This window comes from Hahella sp. NS-SX17 (assembly GCF_057367735.1).
Map to the genome: position 1 here is coordinate 2,506,256 of NZ_CM170632.1, position 17,618 is coordinate 2,523,873.

Annotated in this window: 13 protein-coding genes; 6 read left to right on the plus strand and 7 right to left on the minus strand. The window is 54.8% G+C overall.

Translation table 11 applies throughout. The annotated features are described in order from the left end of the window. Positions 1 to 7 precede the first annotated feature (7 nt). Entirely contained in the window at positions 8 to 1,234 is a 1,227-nt protein-coding gene (locus tag AC2IBB_RS11350; RefSeq protein WP_486332967.1) for an extracellular catalytic domain type 2 short-chain-length polyhydroxyalkanoate depolymerase, read from the minus strand. A 404-nt stretch (positions 1,235 to 1,638) separates the two neighbouring features. Between AC2IBB_RS11350 and AC2IBB_RS11355 the strand changes: the two genes are divergently transcribed. The 3 genes from AC2IBB_RS11355 to AC2IBB_RS11365 all read left to right on the plus strand — a co-directional run bounded on the left by AC2IBB_RS11355 (position 1,639) and on the right by AC2IBB_RS11365 (position 5,839). Continuing rightward, positions 1,639 to 2,676 carry a polyamine ABC transporter substrate-binding protein gene (locus tag AC2IBB_RS11355; protein WP_486332968.1) on the plus strand — a complete coding sequence of 346 codons (1,038 nt, stop codon included), beginning with the start codon at positions 1,639 to 1,641 and terminating at the stop codon, positions 2,674 to 2,676. Further along, on the plus strand, positions 2,673 to 5,135 hold the full coding sequence (locus AC2IBB_RS11360; protein ID WP_486332969.1) for a bifunctional diguanylate cyclase/phosphodiesterase: 2,463 nt from the start codon (positions 2,673 to 2,675) through the stop codon (positions 5,133 to 5,135). Before AC2IBB_RS11355 ends, AC2IBB_RS11360 begins: the two co-directional genes overlap by 4 nt. 146 nt (positions 5,136 to 5,281) lie before the next feature. Next, positions 5,282 to 5,839, plus strand: coding sequence for an LOG family protein (locus AC2IBB_RS11365; RefSeq protein WP_486332970.1), 558 nt, complete (start codon positions 5,282 to 5,284; stop codon positions 5,837 to 5,839). 25 nt (positions 5,840 to 5,864) lie between these two features. Here the strand turns inward: AC2IBB_RS11365 and yddG are convergent, their stop codons facing one another. The 4 genes from yddG to AC2IBB_RS11385 form a co-directional block, all read right to left on the minus strand. After that, positions 5,865 to 6,752 (minus strand): aromatic amino acid exporter YddG, encoded by an 888-nt coding sequence (yddG, locus tag AC2IBB_RS11370; protein ID WP_486332971.1) that lies wholly within the window; start codon positions 6,750 to 6,752, stop codon positions 5,865 to 5,867. Between the two features lie 103 nt (positions 6,753 to 6,855). Next, positions 6,856 to 7,587: a helix-turn-helix transcriptional regulator gene (locus tag AC2IBB_RS11375; protein WP_486332972.1), complete on the minus strand. Its 732-nt coding sequence runs from the start codon at positions 7,585 to 7,587 to the stop codon at positions 6,856 to 6,858. Between the two features lie 105 nt (positions 7,588 to 7,692). Continuing rightward, complete coding sequence (locus AC2IBB_RS11380; protein WP_486332973.1) at positions 7,693 to 8,100, minus strand: hypothetical protein; 408 nt, start codon at positions 8,098 to 8,100, stop codon at positions 7,693 to 7,695. A 134-nt stretch (positions 8,101 to 8,234) separates the two neighbouring features. Then, a complete protein-coding gene (locus AC2IBB_RS11385) occupies positions 8,235 to 10,130 on the minus strand; it encodes an ATP-dependent helicase (protein ID WP_486332974.1) in 1,896 nt (631 codons plus the stop codon). Positions 10,131 to 10,391: 261 nt separating this feature from the next. Here AC2IBB_RS11385 and AC2IBB_RS11390 point away from each other — a divergent pair, with 261 nt between their 5' ends. Next, positions 10,392 to 11,282: a LysR family transcriptional regulator gene (locus tag AC2IBB_RS11390; RefSeq protein WP_486332976.1), complete on the plus strand. Its 891-nt coding sequence runs from the start codon at positions 10,392 to 10,394 to the stop codon at positions 11,280 to 11,282. Between the two features lie 113 nt (positions 11,283 to 11,395). Next, positions 11,396 to 11,797: a RidA family protein gene (locus tag AC2IBB_RS11395; RefSeq protein ID WP_486332977.1), complete on the plus strand. Its 402-nt coding sequence runs from the start codon at positions 11,396 to 11,398 to the stop codon at positions 11,795 to 11,797. Between the two features lie 67 nt (positions 11,798 to 11,864). Here AC2IBB_RS11395 and AC2IBB_RS11400 read toward each other — a convergent pair whose 3' ends face one another. Beyond that, complete coding sequence (locus AC2IBB_RS11400) at positions 11,865 to 12,821, minus strand: Bug family tripartite tricarboxylate transporter substrate binding protein (RefSeq protein ID WP_486332978.1); 957 nt, start codon at positions 12,819 to 12,821, stop codon at positions 11,865 to 11,867. A gap of 361 nt (positions 12,822 to 13,182) precedes the next feature. Here AC2IBB_RS11400 and AC2IBB_RS11405 point away from each other — a divergent pair, with 361 nt between their 5' ends. Next, a complete protein-coding gene (locus tag AC2IBB_RS11405; RefSeq protein WP_486332979.1) occupies positions 13,183 to 16,182 on the plus strand; it encodes an EAL domain-containing protein in 3,000 nt (999 codons plus the stop codon). Positions 16,183 to 16,209: 27 nt separating this feature from the next. Here AC2IBB_RS11405 and AC2IBB_RS11410 read toward each other — a convergent pair whose 3' ends face one another. After that, the gene (locus AC2IBB_RS11410) at positions 16,210 to 17,499 is read right to left on the minus strand and encodes a hypothetical protein (RefSeq protein ID WP_486332980.1); all 1,290 of its coding nucleotides are present in this window, start codon (positions 17,497 to 17,499) and stop codon (positions 16,210 to 16,212) included. Positions 17,500 to 17,618 lie beyond the last annotated feature (119 nt).

Here is a 17,618-nt window from a genome sequence, read left to right on the forward strand (position 1 = left end):
TTTTTCGTTAAACGCAAGTGGTGATCGATCGGCAGTAATCCGTTTTATCACAATGCAGACTGGTGCGATGGGAGGCTGAAAAACCAAGATAGTCCATTGAACCCACCGCATAATAGACTCCCCAGAAGTAACGGGCGCGCCCAGCCAGCGTATGGTTGAGATTTTCCTCCCGATAACACGCCGACGCGACAGAACCGCCGCCGCTTGTTTCCGCGCCAGTCATTCTGTCCACAATGCGTTTGATGAACTGCATCTGCGGCCCCTGCTGGGTGAGATAATCCAGAGAGCCATGGCTGTTGTCGGCGTAGCCCCACCAATCCCAGCAACCGTTCATCGCCTTACTGCTGGTTTGCGGATATACCACAATAATGCGATTACTTTCCGCCCAGGCGTTGTAACCGGCATGGCGGGCGAAGGTGTCTTGCAGGGACGAGCGGTTCTGTTTGCAACCGTGCAGCGCAATATGGACGCGGCAGGCGGCCTGGTCTTCCCGACAGGCGTCGGGAACATAAACATAGCCGGTCTCGTCCAGAAATTGCGAATAGCTTAACTGCTCCTGGTCAAAAGTCAGCAGATTCTCCGGCTTAGTTTCAGTCGCCGGCGTCAACGGACCATATATGTGGTTCAATAGCAGGCCAGCGGCGTCATACTGACAATTGCCGATGTAGGGCGAGTCGCTGCGCGCGCAGTCCGCCCCGAAGCTCTGCGTCGGCATAGCGTGACCGGCGTCAACGAGATCAATATTGACGGAAACGTTCTGGCTGCCGCTTAACGTCTGGTACACCTCCGCCGCCCGTTGTGAAGAGGCCGCTCTGACGCGGCGATCGCTTTTGCCATGAAAGATCCACACTCGATCATCTTGCAGGAATTCCAATCCGTCGATCTTTCCTTTTTCCGCCATCGCGCGGGTCAGAGTCAGAATTTCGTCGGCGCCCAACAGGTCGCCCTGACTCATACAGCCACCTATAGCCTGGGTCAAACTGCCCTCTGCGCATCCGTAAGGTCCACCCGCCACCAGTCCGGCGCCCATGAAGGTCCTGGAATAGGCTACGTGAGCCTGCATAGCGGCGAATGCGCCGGAAGATAAACCGGATATGGAGATCTGGGCGGCGTCGACATTGAGGCGACGTAAATCAATGCTTTCCTGTCCGGGAGACACCGCCAGACCGGCTCCGCCGGCGGCCAGCGTGGATGTCAGAACGACTGTGCTCTTCAGCGATATGAATTTGCTCATGCTCGGCCCCTTGAGTTGTTATCGTACGTCCTTGGTGAGCGTTATCCGTTAGTTGCGACTGTCTGAGGAACAGGACACGCCATGTTTGAAGTTATATTTGTGTCATCGTTTGAGATATCACAAAGAACGCGCTAAATGCTTTTCAAGTTCTGAGCCAGGATTATCTTGGTTTGCAATTCAATAGGTTAGGGATGCGTGGGTGCCTGCTGGTTAATAAGTGTTCAGTGATGCTGACAGGTAGCGGGACAGCCGCCTGAAAACTGTCCGGATACCTGGACTCTGTTCTGCGTCCGCTGCAGATTTTGCACGAATTTACAGGACCCCCCCTAACGTCGCCAGGCGCTTGCATTAAACTGAGGCAGCCTTTAATTAAGCGGGGAGGCGTGTGTCTGGTGAAACGGTCTATGGTTGCGCTTGTGATTTTCAGTGTGCTGTCGCTGTTCAGTTTCGCCGGTCGCGCTGAAAGTGTTTTGCATATTTTCACCTGGGAAGACTACCTGGACCCGGAGGTGGTCGCCGAATTCGAGAAAACCCATCCTATCAAGCTGAAGTTCAGCTATTACCAGAATGAAGAGAAGCGCGATCGCATCATGGCCACTCGCAATGGCCAGGGTTTCGATCTCATTCTGATGGACGGGCTGACTGCGGAAGCCTATATCAAACTGGGTTGGGTGGCCCCCCTGAGCGAAGCCGAAGTGCCCAATCTCAAATACAATAACGATCTGTGGCGGAGCCATCAGCCCGCATTGGCTGGCTATGTCGCGCCCTACGCCTGGGGTACGCAGGGCGTTGCGTATCGATCTGATCTGGTGCAGCCGGTATCCCGTTTCATGCAGTTGTTTCGTCCTTCAGATGAGCTGAAAGGCAAAATCGTGATGACGCCGCAGGCCACGGAAATGCTGCCTATCGCGCTGCAAACCCTGGGATATGACATGTACGACGAATCCCCCCAGGCGCTGACGCTGGCGGCGGAGTTGATTGCCGCCCAGAAACCTCATGTGCTGAGCTATCGCGCGTTGAAGACAAACGGCGAGTCGCTGCTGGTGACGGGAGAAGCAGTGGCGGCGGTGACCTACAGCGGCGATGCGTTAATGCTGAAACAGTTCAACCCGAACATCGAATATCGTTTGCCGGAAGAAGGCGGCATTGTCTGGTTCGATTACTTTATGGTCAGCCGTTACGCCTCGGACCTGCAGGCGGCCTATCAATTCCTGAACTTCATTAGTGAACCGCGCAACGCCGCCCGCAACTGCGCGTTCACTTATTCGGCCACCTATAATGAAGAAGCGTTGAAAATATTGCCGGAAGAACTGTTGGCCAATCAGACTGTATTTCCGGCCATTAACCCCAGGATGGGAACTCATAAGGCGCCCAGCACGCTCTATAAGCGGCGTTTGATGAGCCTCTGGCACAATCTCGGGTTCGAACAGATTCTGCAATGAAGTTACGCGCGCGGTTGATCATTACGCTGGTAGTGGCGACATTCACCTGCTTTCTGAGTCTGGCGACCGCACTGTATGTTGAGCTGACGGACTTCTGGGAAAGTCGCAGTCGTCATTTACTGGATGAGTCCGCGTCGTTGGCGGCCGCCAATGTGGATGGCTCCGTAGAGCACACCCTGGCCAATATGCGACTGCTGGCTTCCGAAGATGTGCTGGATCGCTATTTGTCCATGGGAGATGAGCGTTACTCTCTCATGTATGATATTTCCGCCAAGGCCTTGAGCCGTTACGCCACATTGTTTCCCGAATACCTGGAGATTGTCCTGCTGCTGCCCGATGGGGTGGAGGATATCCGTATCGCTGACGATATCCGCTCTCCGGAAGCGGAGCCCGCCGGTGATAGCCTGTTCCAACAGGCCATGCAGGACCCCTATAACACTTATTACGATTTTATAGACCAGCAGCGGTTTGAAGGCTCAAACCTGACCTTTTACCGCGCGCTTTACATGATCGACCGCTCCCTGGGCGCTTACGAGAACAATAAAGTTGTGAAAGGCGTGCTCAAATTTACGGTGGACATGAAGTGGTTGATGCGGCATGACCCCGGGAGCGATGCAGCGGAAGTGGACGCTACTTTCATCGCCAGCCGGGGACGCGGGGTCATCTATGCCTCCGGTCTGTCCAAGGCGCAGGCGCGGGCTCTGTCCAATGCGGCGAACGCCAAAGACGAGGGGGCGGGCCAATACATGGCGCGGATGATGGGAGAGAATTATCTGGTGGATTCGCGCCCTTTGATCGGCGACTGGCGTCTCTATAACGCCATGCCCTTTTCTGAAGCGCGCGGCGAATTCCATCGTTTGCTGTTCACCGCCATTGTGGTGCTGGTGGCGGTGTTTGTACTGTTGGGCTGGTTTATCTACGTGCAGATGGACCGCATGATTGTACGACCGGTAAAAGAACTGGCCACGGCTACCTATCACATTCTCAATGCGCCGGACAAAGCTAAGGCGCTGCGCATGCAAAGCGGCGAGATTGGGCGTCTGCAGCACGCGTTTTTGGAAATGGAGGGGCGGATCAGACAGTATACGCGCGAGCTGAAAAGCCAGGCGTACACGGACAGCCTGACCGGACTGCCTAACCGGCACGCCATGGCGCATATGCTGGCGGTATTGATGCAGCGTAATGAAGAGCGCCGGCAGACGCTGGCGCTGTTATTCATTGACCTGGACGGCTTCAAGCAGATCAACGATGTATACGGCCATCAGGTAGGGGACAGTTTGCTGACGGCGGTGACTGGCCGCTTAAGCGCGATACTGCGTCCGTCCGATGTGATCTATCAGATCTCCGAAGAAAGCGCGTCGGATGAGACTGATGACGAACGCAATATTCTGTTCCGGCTTGGCGGCGACGAGTTCACCATTATTGTGCCCAACATCGGCGCCCGTAAAAATGCGGCGGCGGTGGCGCAACGAGTGCTGGATCAATTGAGGCCTCCCTTCAAAGTGGACGGACAGGAGACCTTTATCGGCGCCAGCATTGGCATCGCAATGTGCCCGGACGACGCGGACGGCGTCAATGATTTGATCAAGTATGCAGACATCGCCATGTATTCGGCCAAGGCCCATGGCAAGATGCGTTACGAGTTTTTCTCGCCGCAGCTGGAACACAGCGAACAGGCGCGACTGGCGCTGGATAACCTGATCAGTAAAGCGCTGGACAAGGATGAGTTCACGATCTGCTTTCAACCGATTATTGATCTGCGCAACCGGCGTCTGACGGGGTTTGAGGCGTTGGCGCGTCTGCGATCAGAGCAGTATGGCTGGATCAGTCCTTTAGAGTTCGTGCCGGCGGCGGAAAAGCGAGGCATGATTGATCGCATCACTTTGCTGGTGGCCTCTCACGCCTGTGCGTTCATCAAAGCGCTGGAAGAAAAGTACCGTATACAGCCATCGGTATCGCTGAATATTACCGCTGGCCAGCTGGTGACTGGCGAAGTGTTTGGCAAAATCAATCAACTGCTTGTCGATGCCGGCATGTCCCGCAATATTTTTGAGTTTGAGGTCACGGAAAGCGCGCTGTTTGAAAATCGCAAAGGCTGCGCAATGACTTTGGACAAGCTGCGCAGTCAAGGCTTCCGCGTGTCGCTGGACAATTTTGGCGTGGGCTATTCGTCCCTTGGTCACCTGAAAAAATTCTCTTTCAACACGTTGAAAATAGACCGCTCATTCCTCCGTGACCTGCATGACGATGAGGCAGGTCAGGCGATTCTTTCCAGCATTATCGCGATGGCGCGAAAAATGGACATGGCGGTGGTGGCGGAAGGCGTCGAGACAATTCAGCAGTTGGAGGTGGTGGAAAGTCTGGGCATTCATCTGGCGCAGGGTTATCTGTTTTCGCCGCCGCTGCCTGCGGAAGCGGCCTTGGCGTTGTATGAACAGGACGCCGCCATTCGTTACTGAGCCGGCTTGTCGGTCGGAGTTGATGGTCCCCGCCATTCTCTAACCAGGCCCAATGCCTGATCGAAACACGACCGCATAGCGTGATCCCAGTATCGGCGTTATAGTGTAGGCGCTTTGGCATCAAACTGATTTATAAGGGGAAGTTTGTGAGAATTGCAGTATTTTGCGGCTCCAGCATGGGCGCGCGAGAAGAGTATCAAGTCGCCGCCAGAGCACTGGGGGAAGAGCTGGCGCGACGGGACATCGAACTGGTGTACGGCGGCGGCCATGTCGGCTTGATGGGCGTCATCGCCGATGCGGTGCTGGCGGCGGGAGGCAAGGTGACCGGGGTGATACCGGTGGCGCTGAAAGAAAAGGAAATCGAGCATACCGGTTTGACTGAGCTGTTCGTGGTTGCGGATATGCACGAACGCAAAGCGAAAATGGCGGCGTTGTCAGACGCTTTTATCGCCATGCCCGGCGGCGCGGGAACATTAGAAGAAATTTTTGAAGTCTGGACCTGGAGTCAGTTGGGCTATCACAGCAAACCCAGTTGCTTCTATAACGCCCTTGGTTACTACGACAAACTGCTTGATTTCATCCGTCATATGCAGGACGAACGCTTTCTGAGTCAGGGATATGTGGATGCGTTGTTGATCCGGGAGAGCCCGGCGGAACTGCTCGACGCAATACTGTCTTATCAGGCGCCTCCCGGAAAGTGGTGACGCCCTGGGCGCGGGTTACCCGCGCCTAAGCCTGTCGGGCCGGCCTGCGCAGCAGCGCCGGTCCCAGCGACGCCAGCAAGGCTCCGCCGACAATCAATCCGCAGCCAAGCAGCACCGTCAGGGTGAACTCCGCTTCGCCGAAAGCGATCAGCAATAAAGTGGAAATCAGCGGCGCAGCGTAGGACAGAACTCCTAATAGCTGAATATCGCCGCGTTTGACGCCGTAATCCCAGGTAAAGAATGCAATCCCCACTGGGCCCAGCCCCAGGCCGATCACACCGAGCCATTGCCCGCCGCTCAGGGGCCAGACGGTCTCTTCCAGTACGCCATGACACAGCGCCGCCAACGCGGATACGCCCAGGCAATACAGTCCCACTGCGTCAGAGGGAACCGAGGCCAAGGTGCGGGACAACACTGAATACAACGACCAGATCAGAGCACAGAGCAGCGCGGCGCCGTAGCCGCTCAAGTAACGCACATCGAAGCCTGCGCCAGGACGCCACAGCAGCGCCCAGCAGCCCGCCAGCGTCAGCAACCCTCCCAGCCACAGCGCTTTTCCCGCAGACTCTTTCAGCAGCACTGCAGAAAAACAGACGATCAGCAGCGGCCAGAGATAGGCGATCAGGCTGGCTTCCACCGCCGGCGCCTGATTCAACGCAATGAAGTAAAACAGGTGATAGCCGAAAAGACCGCCCACGCCCAATAACCAGGCGCGAACCGGTTGCCGTAGCAGGCGTAGAAGACTGCCTCCCTGCGCCACCGTTTTGCCCAGCATCAGCAATGCGGCGATACTAAAAGTCATCGCCAGTAACTGAAAGGGAGGAATGCCGGCGCTCCAGCGCGTGAACAGGGCCAATGCGCCCCATAAGACGACAGCAGTGAACCCGATGGACGTTGCGGCTTGTCGGTTCATGACGTTTCTTTTCCGTTGTATGAGGTTTTTCGTTGTATAAAAGAAAAGGTTCGGAAACGTCAGCTTAGCGTTTTGTCGCTGGGAAAAATTCGTCGCTGCGGCGCTAGTTTTTCTCTCGTGGGCGGAAGTGCTTGGGGGATTTGCCGAAATGACGTCGGAAACGGTCACTGAAAGCGGCCTGACTTTGAAACCCGGTCTCAATGGCGATGTGCTGGATACTGAACCGGCTGTTCTCAAGCAGCTCAAGGGCGAGGCGCATGCGTTTATCTCGCAGATAATCCATCGGCGTCACGCCGAATGCGCTTTTGAACAAATCTGAGAGGTGTCGGCGGCTCAGGCTCGCCGCGGTGGCGACCTGATCGAGTGTGACCGGATCGCTCAGATGGGCGTCCAGAAAGTCGCGGGCGGCGAGCAAACGTTTGTCCAGGTTCAGCGCCGCGCCATAACGTTCCCGAAGCAACTGCAGTAATAAGCCGAGTATACGTTCGCGGGAGGCTTCGCCCAGGCGTCCGTGACCTAGCTCCATCGCGATAAATTGGACATAGGAGCGCAAGCCAGAGTCCAGGTCGATGAAGGCCGGTAGACGTCCCAGCGCGGGCTCCATGGCCACTGGCAGATCCGCCACCACAAAGCGGTTATCCTCGCCGCCGGCGAAGGCGTGATCCCGTCCTGCTTCGATCACCGCCGCGGTGCGCCGGTCCACCATCGCGCCCTGTCCCGCCACATCCAGCTCCAGGCGACCGCTGAGCGGCAGCACCAGTTGGTGATAATCGTGGCTGTGGCATTGCGTTTCCGGCGAATAACGCCGCAGGTCTAATGCAATGGGCGTCGACATGGCGCATTTCTCTGTGACAGTTAATAGATAGTTGGGATGTCTGCGAGAACGTCAGTGTATCGCCCAGGCGGCGAAAGTTCGATGGGGGGCGGACTTTTAGCCGTTCTATGATAATGGCCATGAATTGTAAGCGGAATCTATGATTTGCAGGCCTGACTCAGCGCCTTCAAGTAACGACTCTGGTAGCTGTGAAGAAATGTCAGTCCTTGCCTGCAGATAGTCTAGACCAGGACCAAAAAAGCAGGTGTTTTCTATTGATAGCAATTCAAAAATAATTTGGGGCAGGAGTTCATGCCGTATTGGTCTTAAAAAAACTATCCCGGAAATGGCGTCGCGGGATTCACCGAATAAGTATGCATGCTCACAGATTTCGCCGACCTTCGAGACAAACTCCAAGTCGGAGTCGTCTTCAATAATCTCACCATAATTTTTTAATATGGCATTTATCTCTTCAAACGGAATGACGCCAGCGTCACCGTTTTCGAATTTCTGAAAAAAAATTTCATATGACATCGTTATTCCTGAATTTAACGGAAATAAGCCGCCAGCGGAATGTGTACTGGCAGGGTTTGTCGTAGCGGACAAATAGAAGGAATTTATTTGTCCCCCTGAGTCATCGCGCGTTGCTCCAACAGGGCGGAAGGCTTCTAAACGCGTCTGAGTTCCGCAATATAAGGCGAAGGCTCCAGGCGTAACCCGCGTTCGTTGTATTGCGGGCAGGATATGTACAGTCTGTTTTTAGCCCGTGTCAGCGCCACATAGAAAACCCGGCGTTCCTCCTCCCTGTTGCCCTCATTCTCTTTACGCTCGGCCAGGGTCGCATTGATCAGAAAAACGCTGTCGAACTCGGCGCCTTTTGACGCGTGAATGGTCATGAGATGAATTTTGTCCGACTCGGTTTTCTCGCTGTTTATGTTCAGTAGTTCCTCAGCGCTTTGTTCAAGACTGACGCCTTTTTTCAAACCGTCCAATAGTTGTTGGATCGCTACCTTGGCGGGCAGGCTTTCCATGCCTTCACGACTGAAGTAGGTATGGCGCAGCAGTATTTCCCATAATTGCTCTTCCGCCTGCGAGAGTGGGCAGGCGTTCAGTTTTTTGATCAGGCGTACGTCGCGAATGATCTCTGCGGCTTTTTCACCGAGGCGGCCGTCTGCGTCGGAAATAAACTCCAGATATTTAAAGGTCGCTTCGTCTTTGTATTTTCCAGCCTTCTTGTGCCGCCACTGGATATTTATCCGGCTATTATTGAGGATGTACTCCAGATATTTTTCTTCCTCCATGCTCTCGCCGTTCGACGGCGCAAGGCACATGCTCAGCAGCATCCGCGGGCCGCGTCTGCGCATGAGAGGAACGCCTTCGTTCACCAGATAGGGAATCCTGCGGGCAATCAACGCTTGTTCGATATGCAGACGCTGGCTGTTCTCCCTGTAGAGAATGGCGATTTCGCCGGGGGGCGCACCTGTGTTTAGCAGGTTTTGAATGCTCGTGGCGACATCATCCGATTCCGTCACCACGCTTTGAGGCGAAGCGAACTGCACTGTGCCGTCATCGCTCTTGTGAGCGCGCATGGGAACGTCTTGCTGCAAACGGTGGGGCATGCTGTCGGCCAGTTTGTTGCTGAGCCGCACCAGCTTGCTCAAGGAACGGTAATTGGTGTCCAGGACCTTGACCCTGGGCGACTCATAGGCTTCCAAAAACGCCTGGAAAACCGTCGGCTCAGACCCCCTGAACTGATAAATGGACTGTTTGGAGTCACCGACGACAGTGATGGACTCGGAGTTGGACGCCAACTGCCGAATGGCTTCGAATTGCAAGTAGTTACAGTCCTGAAACTCGTCGATGATGAAATGTTTCAGATGATACTGCAGCGCATTTCTCAACTCCGGGTCCTCTTTCAAGACGTTGCAGGCGATATAAAGAATATCGTCCGCGTCAATGGCGTTGAGTTTTCGTTTTTCTTCGTCCAGATGCTTCCATAAAGCCATCATGATGCGGTCGATCATGCGTTCGCGATTGGAAAGCTCCATCGGCGGCGCATAGTCGTTGGAGCCGAAACCATTGGCTCTGGCGCGGGATAAACAGGCCAGCGCCTCATTGAGAGAAATGGCGTTTCTGGCGACAAAGCGCTGTTGCTCCTCGCCCAGATTGCCCCAGAATGAATCAATAAAGACTCTGGCCTCACGTTCACTGATAACCCGCGTCGTCTGGTTGTAACCATATTTTTGCGTGACGGGACGGTCGGAACTGGGCTTCAGGATCAGGTCGAGGAACAGCTTGTGGAAAGTGCCGATATGGAGGGTTTTGGCGATGGGCCCAATCAATTCCCCGAGCCTGGAGCGCATCTCATTCGCGGCCTTGTTGGTGAACGTCACCAGAATGATGGACTTCGGCGACGCTTTTTTATTCAGGATAAGGTGAGCGGCTTTATAGGTGACCACGCGGGTCTTGCCTGAGCCGGCGCCAGCCAGAACCAGAGTGGCTCCCTCGGTGGCGTTAACGGCTTTGAACTGTTCTTCATTGAGATAAGACAGTATATCTTTCAAACACTTATCCTTCTTTGGCCTAAAGGAGCTTTATCACGGTGCGAACGGCTCTGCGAAAGTTCGGACGAAGCTAAACGATCCCGCGGACAAACTCAATTTCGGATTGCCTGTTCCCGGCGGATTTTCGGGTAATGCGTCGCCATTCCTGCGTCATGCTCATACAATTAATTTATTAACCCATTAACCCATTAACCCATTAACCAGGCAAGTATCTCAGTCCCGTTGCGTTGCAGCGGTCTCCCCAACTCTTTTGAGGCAGGCATGATCGAAAAGCTGGAAATTCACCATCTGCGGACATTGGACGCATTGTACCGGTTCGGCAATATCTCGGCGGCGGCGGAGTCTCTCGATCTGTCCCAGCAGGCGATCAGTCAGCAGCTGAAAAAATTGCGTGACATTCTGGGAGATCCATTGTTTGTGCGGACCGGCCATGGTGTGGCGCCGACGTCCTACGCGAAGCTGATCGAGCCCCATATTCAGCGGGTGTTGATCTGTCTGCATGAGATTCCTGCGCCGGAGGCGTTTTCTTTGGCGAAGATGGAAAGGACTCTGGTGATTTCCGCAACGGATTACACTCAGAAAGTGATCGTGGCGGAGCTGGTCAGGGAACTCAGAAAGAGCGCGCCCAGGGTGAAAGTTGTGGTCGCCAATATCGAAAGCGTCAGTCTGACCCGGAAGATGCGGCAAGGGGAAATTGATGTGGCGTTTACCTCACATGGCTATGTGCCGGAAGGCCTGTTGTCCGAGGCGCTGTTTACTGAAAAGTACCTCTGTGTCTCCGCCGACGCCGCGTTGGCGGAGAAAGGGGAGATTACCCTGGATAAGCTGGTTGAGCGTGACTTTATTGTGACGTCTCCGGGGATTGGTGGGTTTACCGGGTCCGCGGACGCCTGGTTCGAGCAGCAGGGTTTGCGACGCAACGTAACCCTGTCCGCACCGTCCTTCCATATCGCCAAGGAGTACTTACAAGAGACGGACATGGTGGCCTTTATTCCCTCGCGACTGCTGCCTGGCGCAGGATTATTTGAAATTCCGCTTGAGAAATATCCGCCTGGCTATGAAGTGGTGGCGGCTTATCATCCCAGCGCCAAGAGCGATCCCCTGATCATGTGGGCGCTCAGCGTCGTAAGGCGGAGCGCTTCCCGGCCATAATTTCTGGGGGCAATCAGGCGACGCTTGTATCGGTTACAAAGGCGGCTTGATCGCTCCATTACGCCTCAGGTTCTACTCTGGCTGCACAAAATTGGTCGGTTTTAGAGGTTTTTATGAGCATTAATAAGGTAAACCCCAGTGCGCTGTATGACGGCTCGCCTTTTGGGTTGTCGCAAGCGGCGGTCGATACGGAGACGGGGCTGGTGTTTGTATCCGGGCAGGTGGACTGGGACGCTAATTACGAGTTAAAGAACGATACTATTGAGGCGCAGACAGTGAATGCGCTGGAGAATTTGAGCATTGTGCTGAAAGAAGCCGGGGCTGCCGTCGATAGCTTGCTGCAAGTACGCATTTTTGTAAGAGGAGAGCTGGCTGAACACATGGATAAGCTGGCGCCCATACTCGCCAACTATCTGGGCGCGTCGCGGCCTGCGCTGACCGGCGTGGGTGTCGCCTCGCTGGCGTCGCCGGGCACACTGGTGGAAATCGAGGCGGTAGCGAAAGTTCGCCGATAAAGGAGCATTTCCATCGCAACAGCGCCGACATTCGTCGGCGCATGTCTAAAGCTTATCTGAAATGAGATCAGCGCACTTTAACGCCCAAGGTTAGCAACACTTCGCGTATGTCTTTTTCCTGATTCTCCAGAAAACGCTGCATGGCGTCGCCGCGGTGATAGAAGTTGGACCACCCGTACTTGCTTCTCACTTGCTTCCATTGATCGCTCTGCGACAGTTTCTCCAGCATGTCGGCATACTGGGCGACGTCTTGCGACGGCATGCCGGGAGCGCCGAAGAAACCGCGCCAGTTGGCGAAAACCAGTTCGAAGCCCTGTTCCTTCATCGTTGGGATGTCAAAGCCTTCCAGACGCTCATCGCTGGTGACGCCGAGCAGGCGCAGCTTGCCTGATTTATAGTCGTTGACCACTTCTCCCAAACCTGTCACCAGGGCGACGCCAACTTCTTTGTACAGCTTCTCCAGAGCGTCACCGCCTCCGTCGCTGGGGACATAACGCATCTGGTCAATGCCGATGCCGGCGGACTTGAGCAGCAGCGCCGCGGTAATGTGATCCAGGCTTTCTTTGGATGAGCCGCCGATAATCGGGTTCTTCGCAGCCTGGCTCCGGATCAGGTCCACCAGTTGCGACACGGACTGAATCGACGAGTCCGCTTTCACCGCTATGACCTGATACTCCGCAATCACCGTGGCGATGGGCGTGATGTCGCGGAAGTCTTTGTCGATCACCCCGGTCAGGCTGCGCAGAATCAATGGCGTGGATTGCACCATCAAGGTCTCAGAGTACTTGGACGCGTTGCGCACTAAGTCGTCCAGCGCGCGACCGCCGCCGCCTCCGGACAGGTTGGTGAACTTGGCGTCATCCACCAGTCCGATAGTTTTCATCGTGGCGCCGGCTTCGCGGGCGGTGGTGTCCCAACCGCCTCCTTCGCCGCCGGGAATGAGAAAGCCCAGTTCTTTCGCACTGGCGAAAAGGGATAAACCTAAAAAGAACGCAAGCCAAGGCAACCGTTTCAATACGCTCATCGTATATGTACCTCTACTTTATTGTTTTGCGGATCAGGCGGCTTCAAGTGAAAGGGTGTGGCGTTTTGTTTCCGTATGGGAGTTAAAAGAAAAAAGATCGCCTGAAATTTAACTATAGACCGGACTTTTACGGCTGTAGGGATAATAATCAAACTTACTGAAACACTATGGTCGTGATCAGGGAAGTAAAATATTGTCCCAGAGATGAAAAAATGTGTTGTAGATATGGAAATCCAGCGTGCGCGAGAACATTATCTACTAAGCTTAAAGAGATAATTCCGGTCAATCATGATTGGGTTGCGTCACAGCAGCTTTTCGGGCGTCGCGTTTCATCCGAAAAAAACCGGTGGTAATGCCATAGATGTCGAACTCATCTTCTCCTATTGGCCGTATCCGGACGATATGCGTGCTGATTCTTTGTTTGATGACGAGAATCAGTGGGGCGGCGGAGTCTGAACTCACTCCTGTCGTTGTGCAGTTAAAGTGGTTGCACCAGTTTCAATTCGCTGGCTTTTACGCTGCTATCGAAAAAGGTTTCTATCATAAAGCCGGTTTTGACGTCACTCTGCGGGAGGCGTCGCCGGATATTAATCCCATCGATGAAGTGGTGCAGGGCAGGGCGGACTATGGCGTCGCCAACTCTGAATTACTGCTCTATCGCTTACAGGGCGCGCCCGTCACCGCCGTCGCGGTGATGATTCAGCATTCGCCTCTGGTGTTAGTGAGTCTGGCGGAGTCGGAGATACTCAGTCCGCAGGATTTGATCGATAAACGCGTCATGTTTCCCCATGGGCCATACGGGGCCAATACCATTGGTATCCTGCGTAAGGAAGGCGTGCTGCTTTCTCAGGTCAAGCAAATGCCATTGTCTTTCGATATCAATGATCTGGTTGAGCATCGTGTGGACGCCATGGTGGGCTACGTGACCGACCTGCCTTACCAGCTGCGTAAACGCCAGATCGCTTATAACCTGATGGACCCGCGCAGCTACGGCATTGATTTCTACGGCGATACCCTTTTTACAACCGAGAACCGCGCCATGACCGATACGGATGATGTGACGCGTTTCCGCGAGGCGACGATCGAGGGATGGCGTTATGCGGTGGAGAACCCGGAAGAAGTCATTCGGTTGTTGAAAAGCAAGTACAACTCTCGCAAACAATATGATGAGCTGGTGTACGAAGCCCGGGAAACCATAGACCTGATCGTGCCCAAGCTGGTGGAAATCGGGCATATGAATCCGGGACGGTGGCGGCATATAGCGGACACCTTCGCCACTTTGGATATGGCCCCCAGAGACTACAGGCTGGATGGATTCGTATTCGATCCAGACCGCAACGACGCAAGGTTAGTGTTACATACCGCGCTTTGGGTTGGCGGTTTGGTGGTGATCGCCGGGGCGGTGGGTATTTTGCTGTTGCTGACCTTCAATAATCGGCTCAAGAATCGGGTTGAGTTGCACACTCATCAACTGCGAGAGGCCAATCAGGCGCTGTATGAACAGACTCAAACCCTGATGGAGAAGGAGCAGGCGCTGTACAAACTGAACCATGCGCTGGAAGCCCGGGTGGAGGAAAGAACCGAGGCGCTGGCGCAGGCCAACCAGGAGCTGAAGTTGGAGATTGCGGAGCGGGAGCAGCGAGAGTTGTCCCTGCGGCTTCTTTCCAAGGCGGTGGAGAGCAGCCGCAGCGGGGTCATCATCACCAACGCCGATGGCGTAATCGTATACGTCAACAACGCCTTTCTGATGATGTCCGGCTACGATCATATGCAGGTATTCGACAAGCATATTTCTTCACTGGAGGAGCGCATCAGTTTTCCCCGCCTTGATCAGATCAATTTCCGTGAGTTGCCTGAACCCATGATTCGCGACGAGCGGCTCTGTTATGACGCCTCTCGTAACCAGCAATGGATGCAGATATCTATTTTCCCCATCTATGAGCAGGCGGCGCGCAATTATGGCGTCTTTCGTCCCGCAGCCGAAAAGGTCAGCCATTACGTAGTGACCTGCGAAGACATTACGCTCCTGAAAAAGAGCAAGGATGAAATGGAGCAATTGGCCTTTTACGACCATCTGACCGGTCTGGAGAGTCGACTGCTGTTCAAGCTGCGGCTGGAGAACGCCATTACTCGCGCGGTGCGCGACAAGTCCATGATCGCCCTGATGTTTATCGACATTGACCACTTCAAGGAAATCAACGACAACTATGGCCATGACGCCGGCGACGAAGTGCTGAAAACCGTGGCGGCGCGCATCAAGCAGAATGTGCGCAAGAACGATACTGTGGCGCGCATCAGCGGCGATGAGTTCACGGTGATCCTGTCCGATATTCGCGGCCATGCTGACGCCCGGCGCGTGGCGCAGGGCATTCGTCGGACCTTGAACCGTCCGTTCAAGTTCGCTGGCAAAGAATATTTCGTCGGCGCCAGTATCGGCATCAGTATTGCGCCTGACGACGGCGTGGAGCTGGATGAGCTGTTGAAAAACGCGGACACCGCCATGTATCAGGCCAAGCGCAATGGCCGGAACGATATTCAGTTTTTCTCTCATTCCATGAATGAGGAAGCCAGGAAGAAACAGGCGCTGGAAGCGGAAATGATTCAGGGCCTGTCGAAGAAACAGTTCCGGATCGACTATCAACCGGTTATTGATCTGGAAACCCAAAAGCTGGTTGGACTGGAAGCGCTGTTGCGATGGAATCACCCTAACCAGGGCATTGTCTATCCCGATCACTTTATCCCTTTGGCGGAAGAGACCGGTTTAATCGTGGAACTGGGGAAATGGGTGATCAGTGAAGTGATTTCCGCCACGCGGGAACTCCGTAAAATGGGCTTCTCCGATGTCGGCGTGGCTATTAATGTGTCGGCGCGACAGTTACGGGACAAGGGGCTGATCGCAGATATCGGACGCATCGTCGCCGCGCACCGTAATGAGCCCTGCAATATCCGGCTGGAGTTGACGGAGGCCACTATTATTGAGGAGTTGGAGCAAAGCAATCGCAGCATCACCGACCTGAACAAGCTGGGCTTTGGCATCACGGTGGACGATTTCGGAGCCGGCTATTCTTCAATGAGCAATCTCAAACAATTACCGATCGATTGCATCAAGATCGACAAGTCATTTATTCATAACATGCTAAGGAACGCCGATGATGCGGAAATCGTAAAAGCCATGATTTCCATGGCGCATAACCTGAAGCTGAACGTGGTGGCGGTCGGGGTGGAAGACGCTGAACAGGTGAAATTCCTGAAGGAAAACAAATGTTTTCTGGCTCAGGGGTTCTACTTCTCTAAAGCTGGCGACCTACATGAAATCATCGGGAAGTTCAGCGCTCCCAATGTGGTGAAGCTCACTCCCTGAGCCGTCTTATCTTCCTTTCTCAAACAATCAAAGCGCCGGGCTGCCCCAGTAATACACGCTGCCGTCATCGCTGCCGGCGAAGACGGCGGTGCCTTCTGCGTTGATGGACATGGGCCAGTTCATCAGCGAGGTGGCGTATTTCCAGTACAGGTCACCGGTCTGCGCATTAAACAGATAGAAGTTGCCGGGCGTTTCTTCCTGCGGCGATGAGTTGCTGTCGCTGAAGATGGGCTCGCCGTCGGCGGAGGTCACATACTGCGCGTTGGCGTCCATATTCATGCCGGGGTTGGGGCAATATTCCAGCTGGTTGATCCACAGGCGTTGCGGGTAATAACCCCCGGACTCGCCGGCGTTTTGCAGCATATAGGCGAAACCGAAGCCGGGGCTGTCAGACGCGGATTTGGTCACGCCGGAACCGTCGTAATTGCCTCCGGCGCCGACATAGACCTGTCCGTTGACATTGGCGATGGCCAGGGCGTAAGTCAGGCCCAGAGACTGGTCGGAAGGCGTGTAGGACCATAAGGGCGTAAGGCCGCTGACAGGGTTGTCCGGCGTGGCGAATAAATAGACATAGCCGTTCTTGGTGGAGGCGGCGAAGTAGCCCCCGTCAGCGCTGATGACGACGCGCAGAACGCCAGTGGCGGTATGAAAGCGACCGTATTCCACCAGGGTCCCGCTTTGATTGGCGTAGAGGATGACCAGTCCGGTGGAGCTGACTTCCGCACGTTTCGCCGGTTTACGTCCGCGGGCGAATTCGACGCTCTCCGAATAGCTGTCCAACTCGCCGCCCACCACCACGATTTCGCCGGTGTCGCAGACGCCGCAACTGCGCAAATAGGATTCGCTGACATAGGTCTTCGAGTCAGTGTAGGTTTGTCCGTTTAAAGTCAGCAGCAAGGCGTTGGCGCCTTCCACGGCGATCATGGTGGAGCCGTCGTAACTGCTTTCCACTTCATTGATGCGGCTGTCTACGCTGAACTCCTGACGGCTGGTAACGCCGACGCCGACATTGTAAGTGCGCAGAAAGCCGTTGCCGCTGCTGTATTGCCCGCCTGCGGCGGCATATCCGCCGTTGCCTGACACGGCGACCCAGAATACGCCTTGGGTGACGTTATCGCCCAGCGGATCGCTCCATTGCAACGAGGGCGCGGAGCCGTCGGTGGCGTAGCTGTAAATGGCGAAGTCGCTACTTTCTCCATATTCGGAGGAAGTGCCGGTGATAAGTTGCGCGCCGTTGGCGGAAATGGCGGTGGTGTTGATTTGCAGTCCGGATGTAGGGGTTAGCGTCCAATTGGGCGCGAACTGGTCTTGCAGCATACTGAGTCCTTGTTATTGGGCCATGACCCTGCGGGGACGGGCGAAGCCTGGTTAATGGTGTATCCATGCCGAAAGTTTAGCCGACCGAGAAGTTTTGGCAATGACCCCAACGACTGATT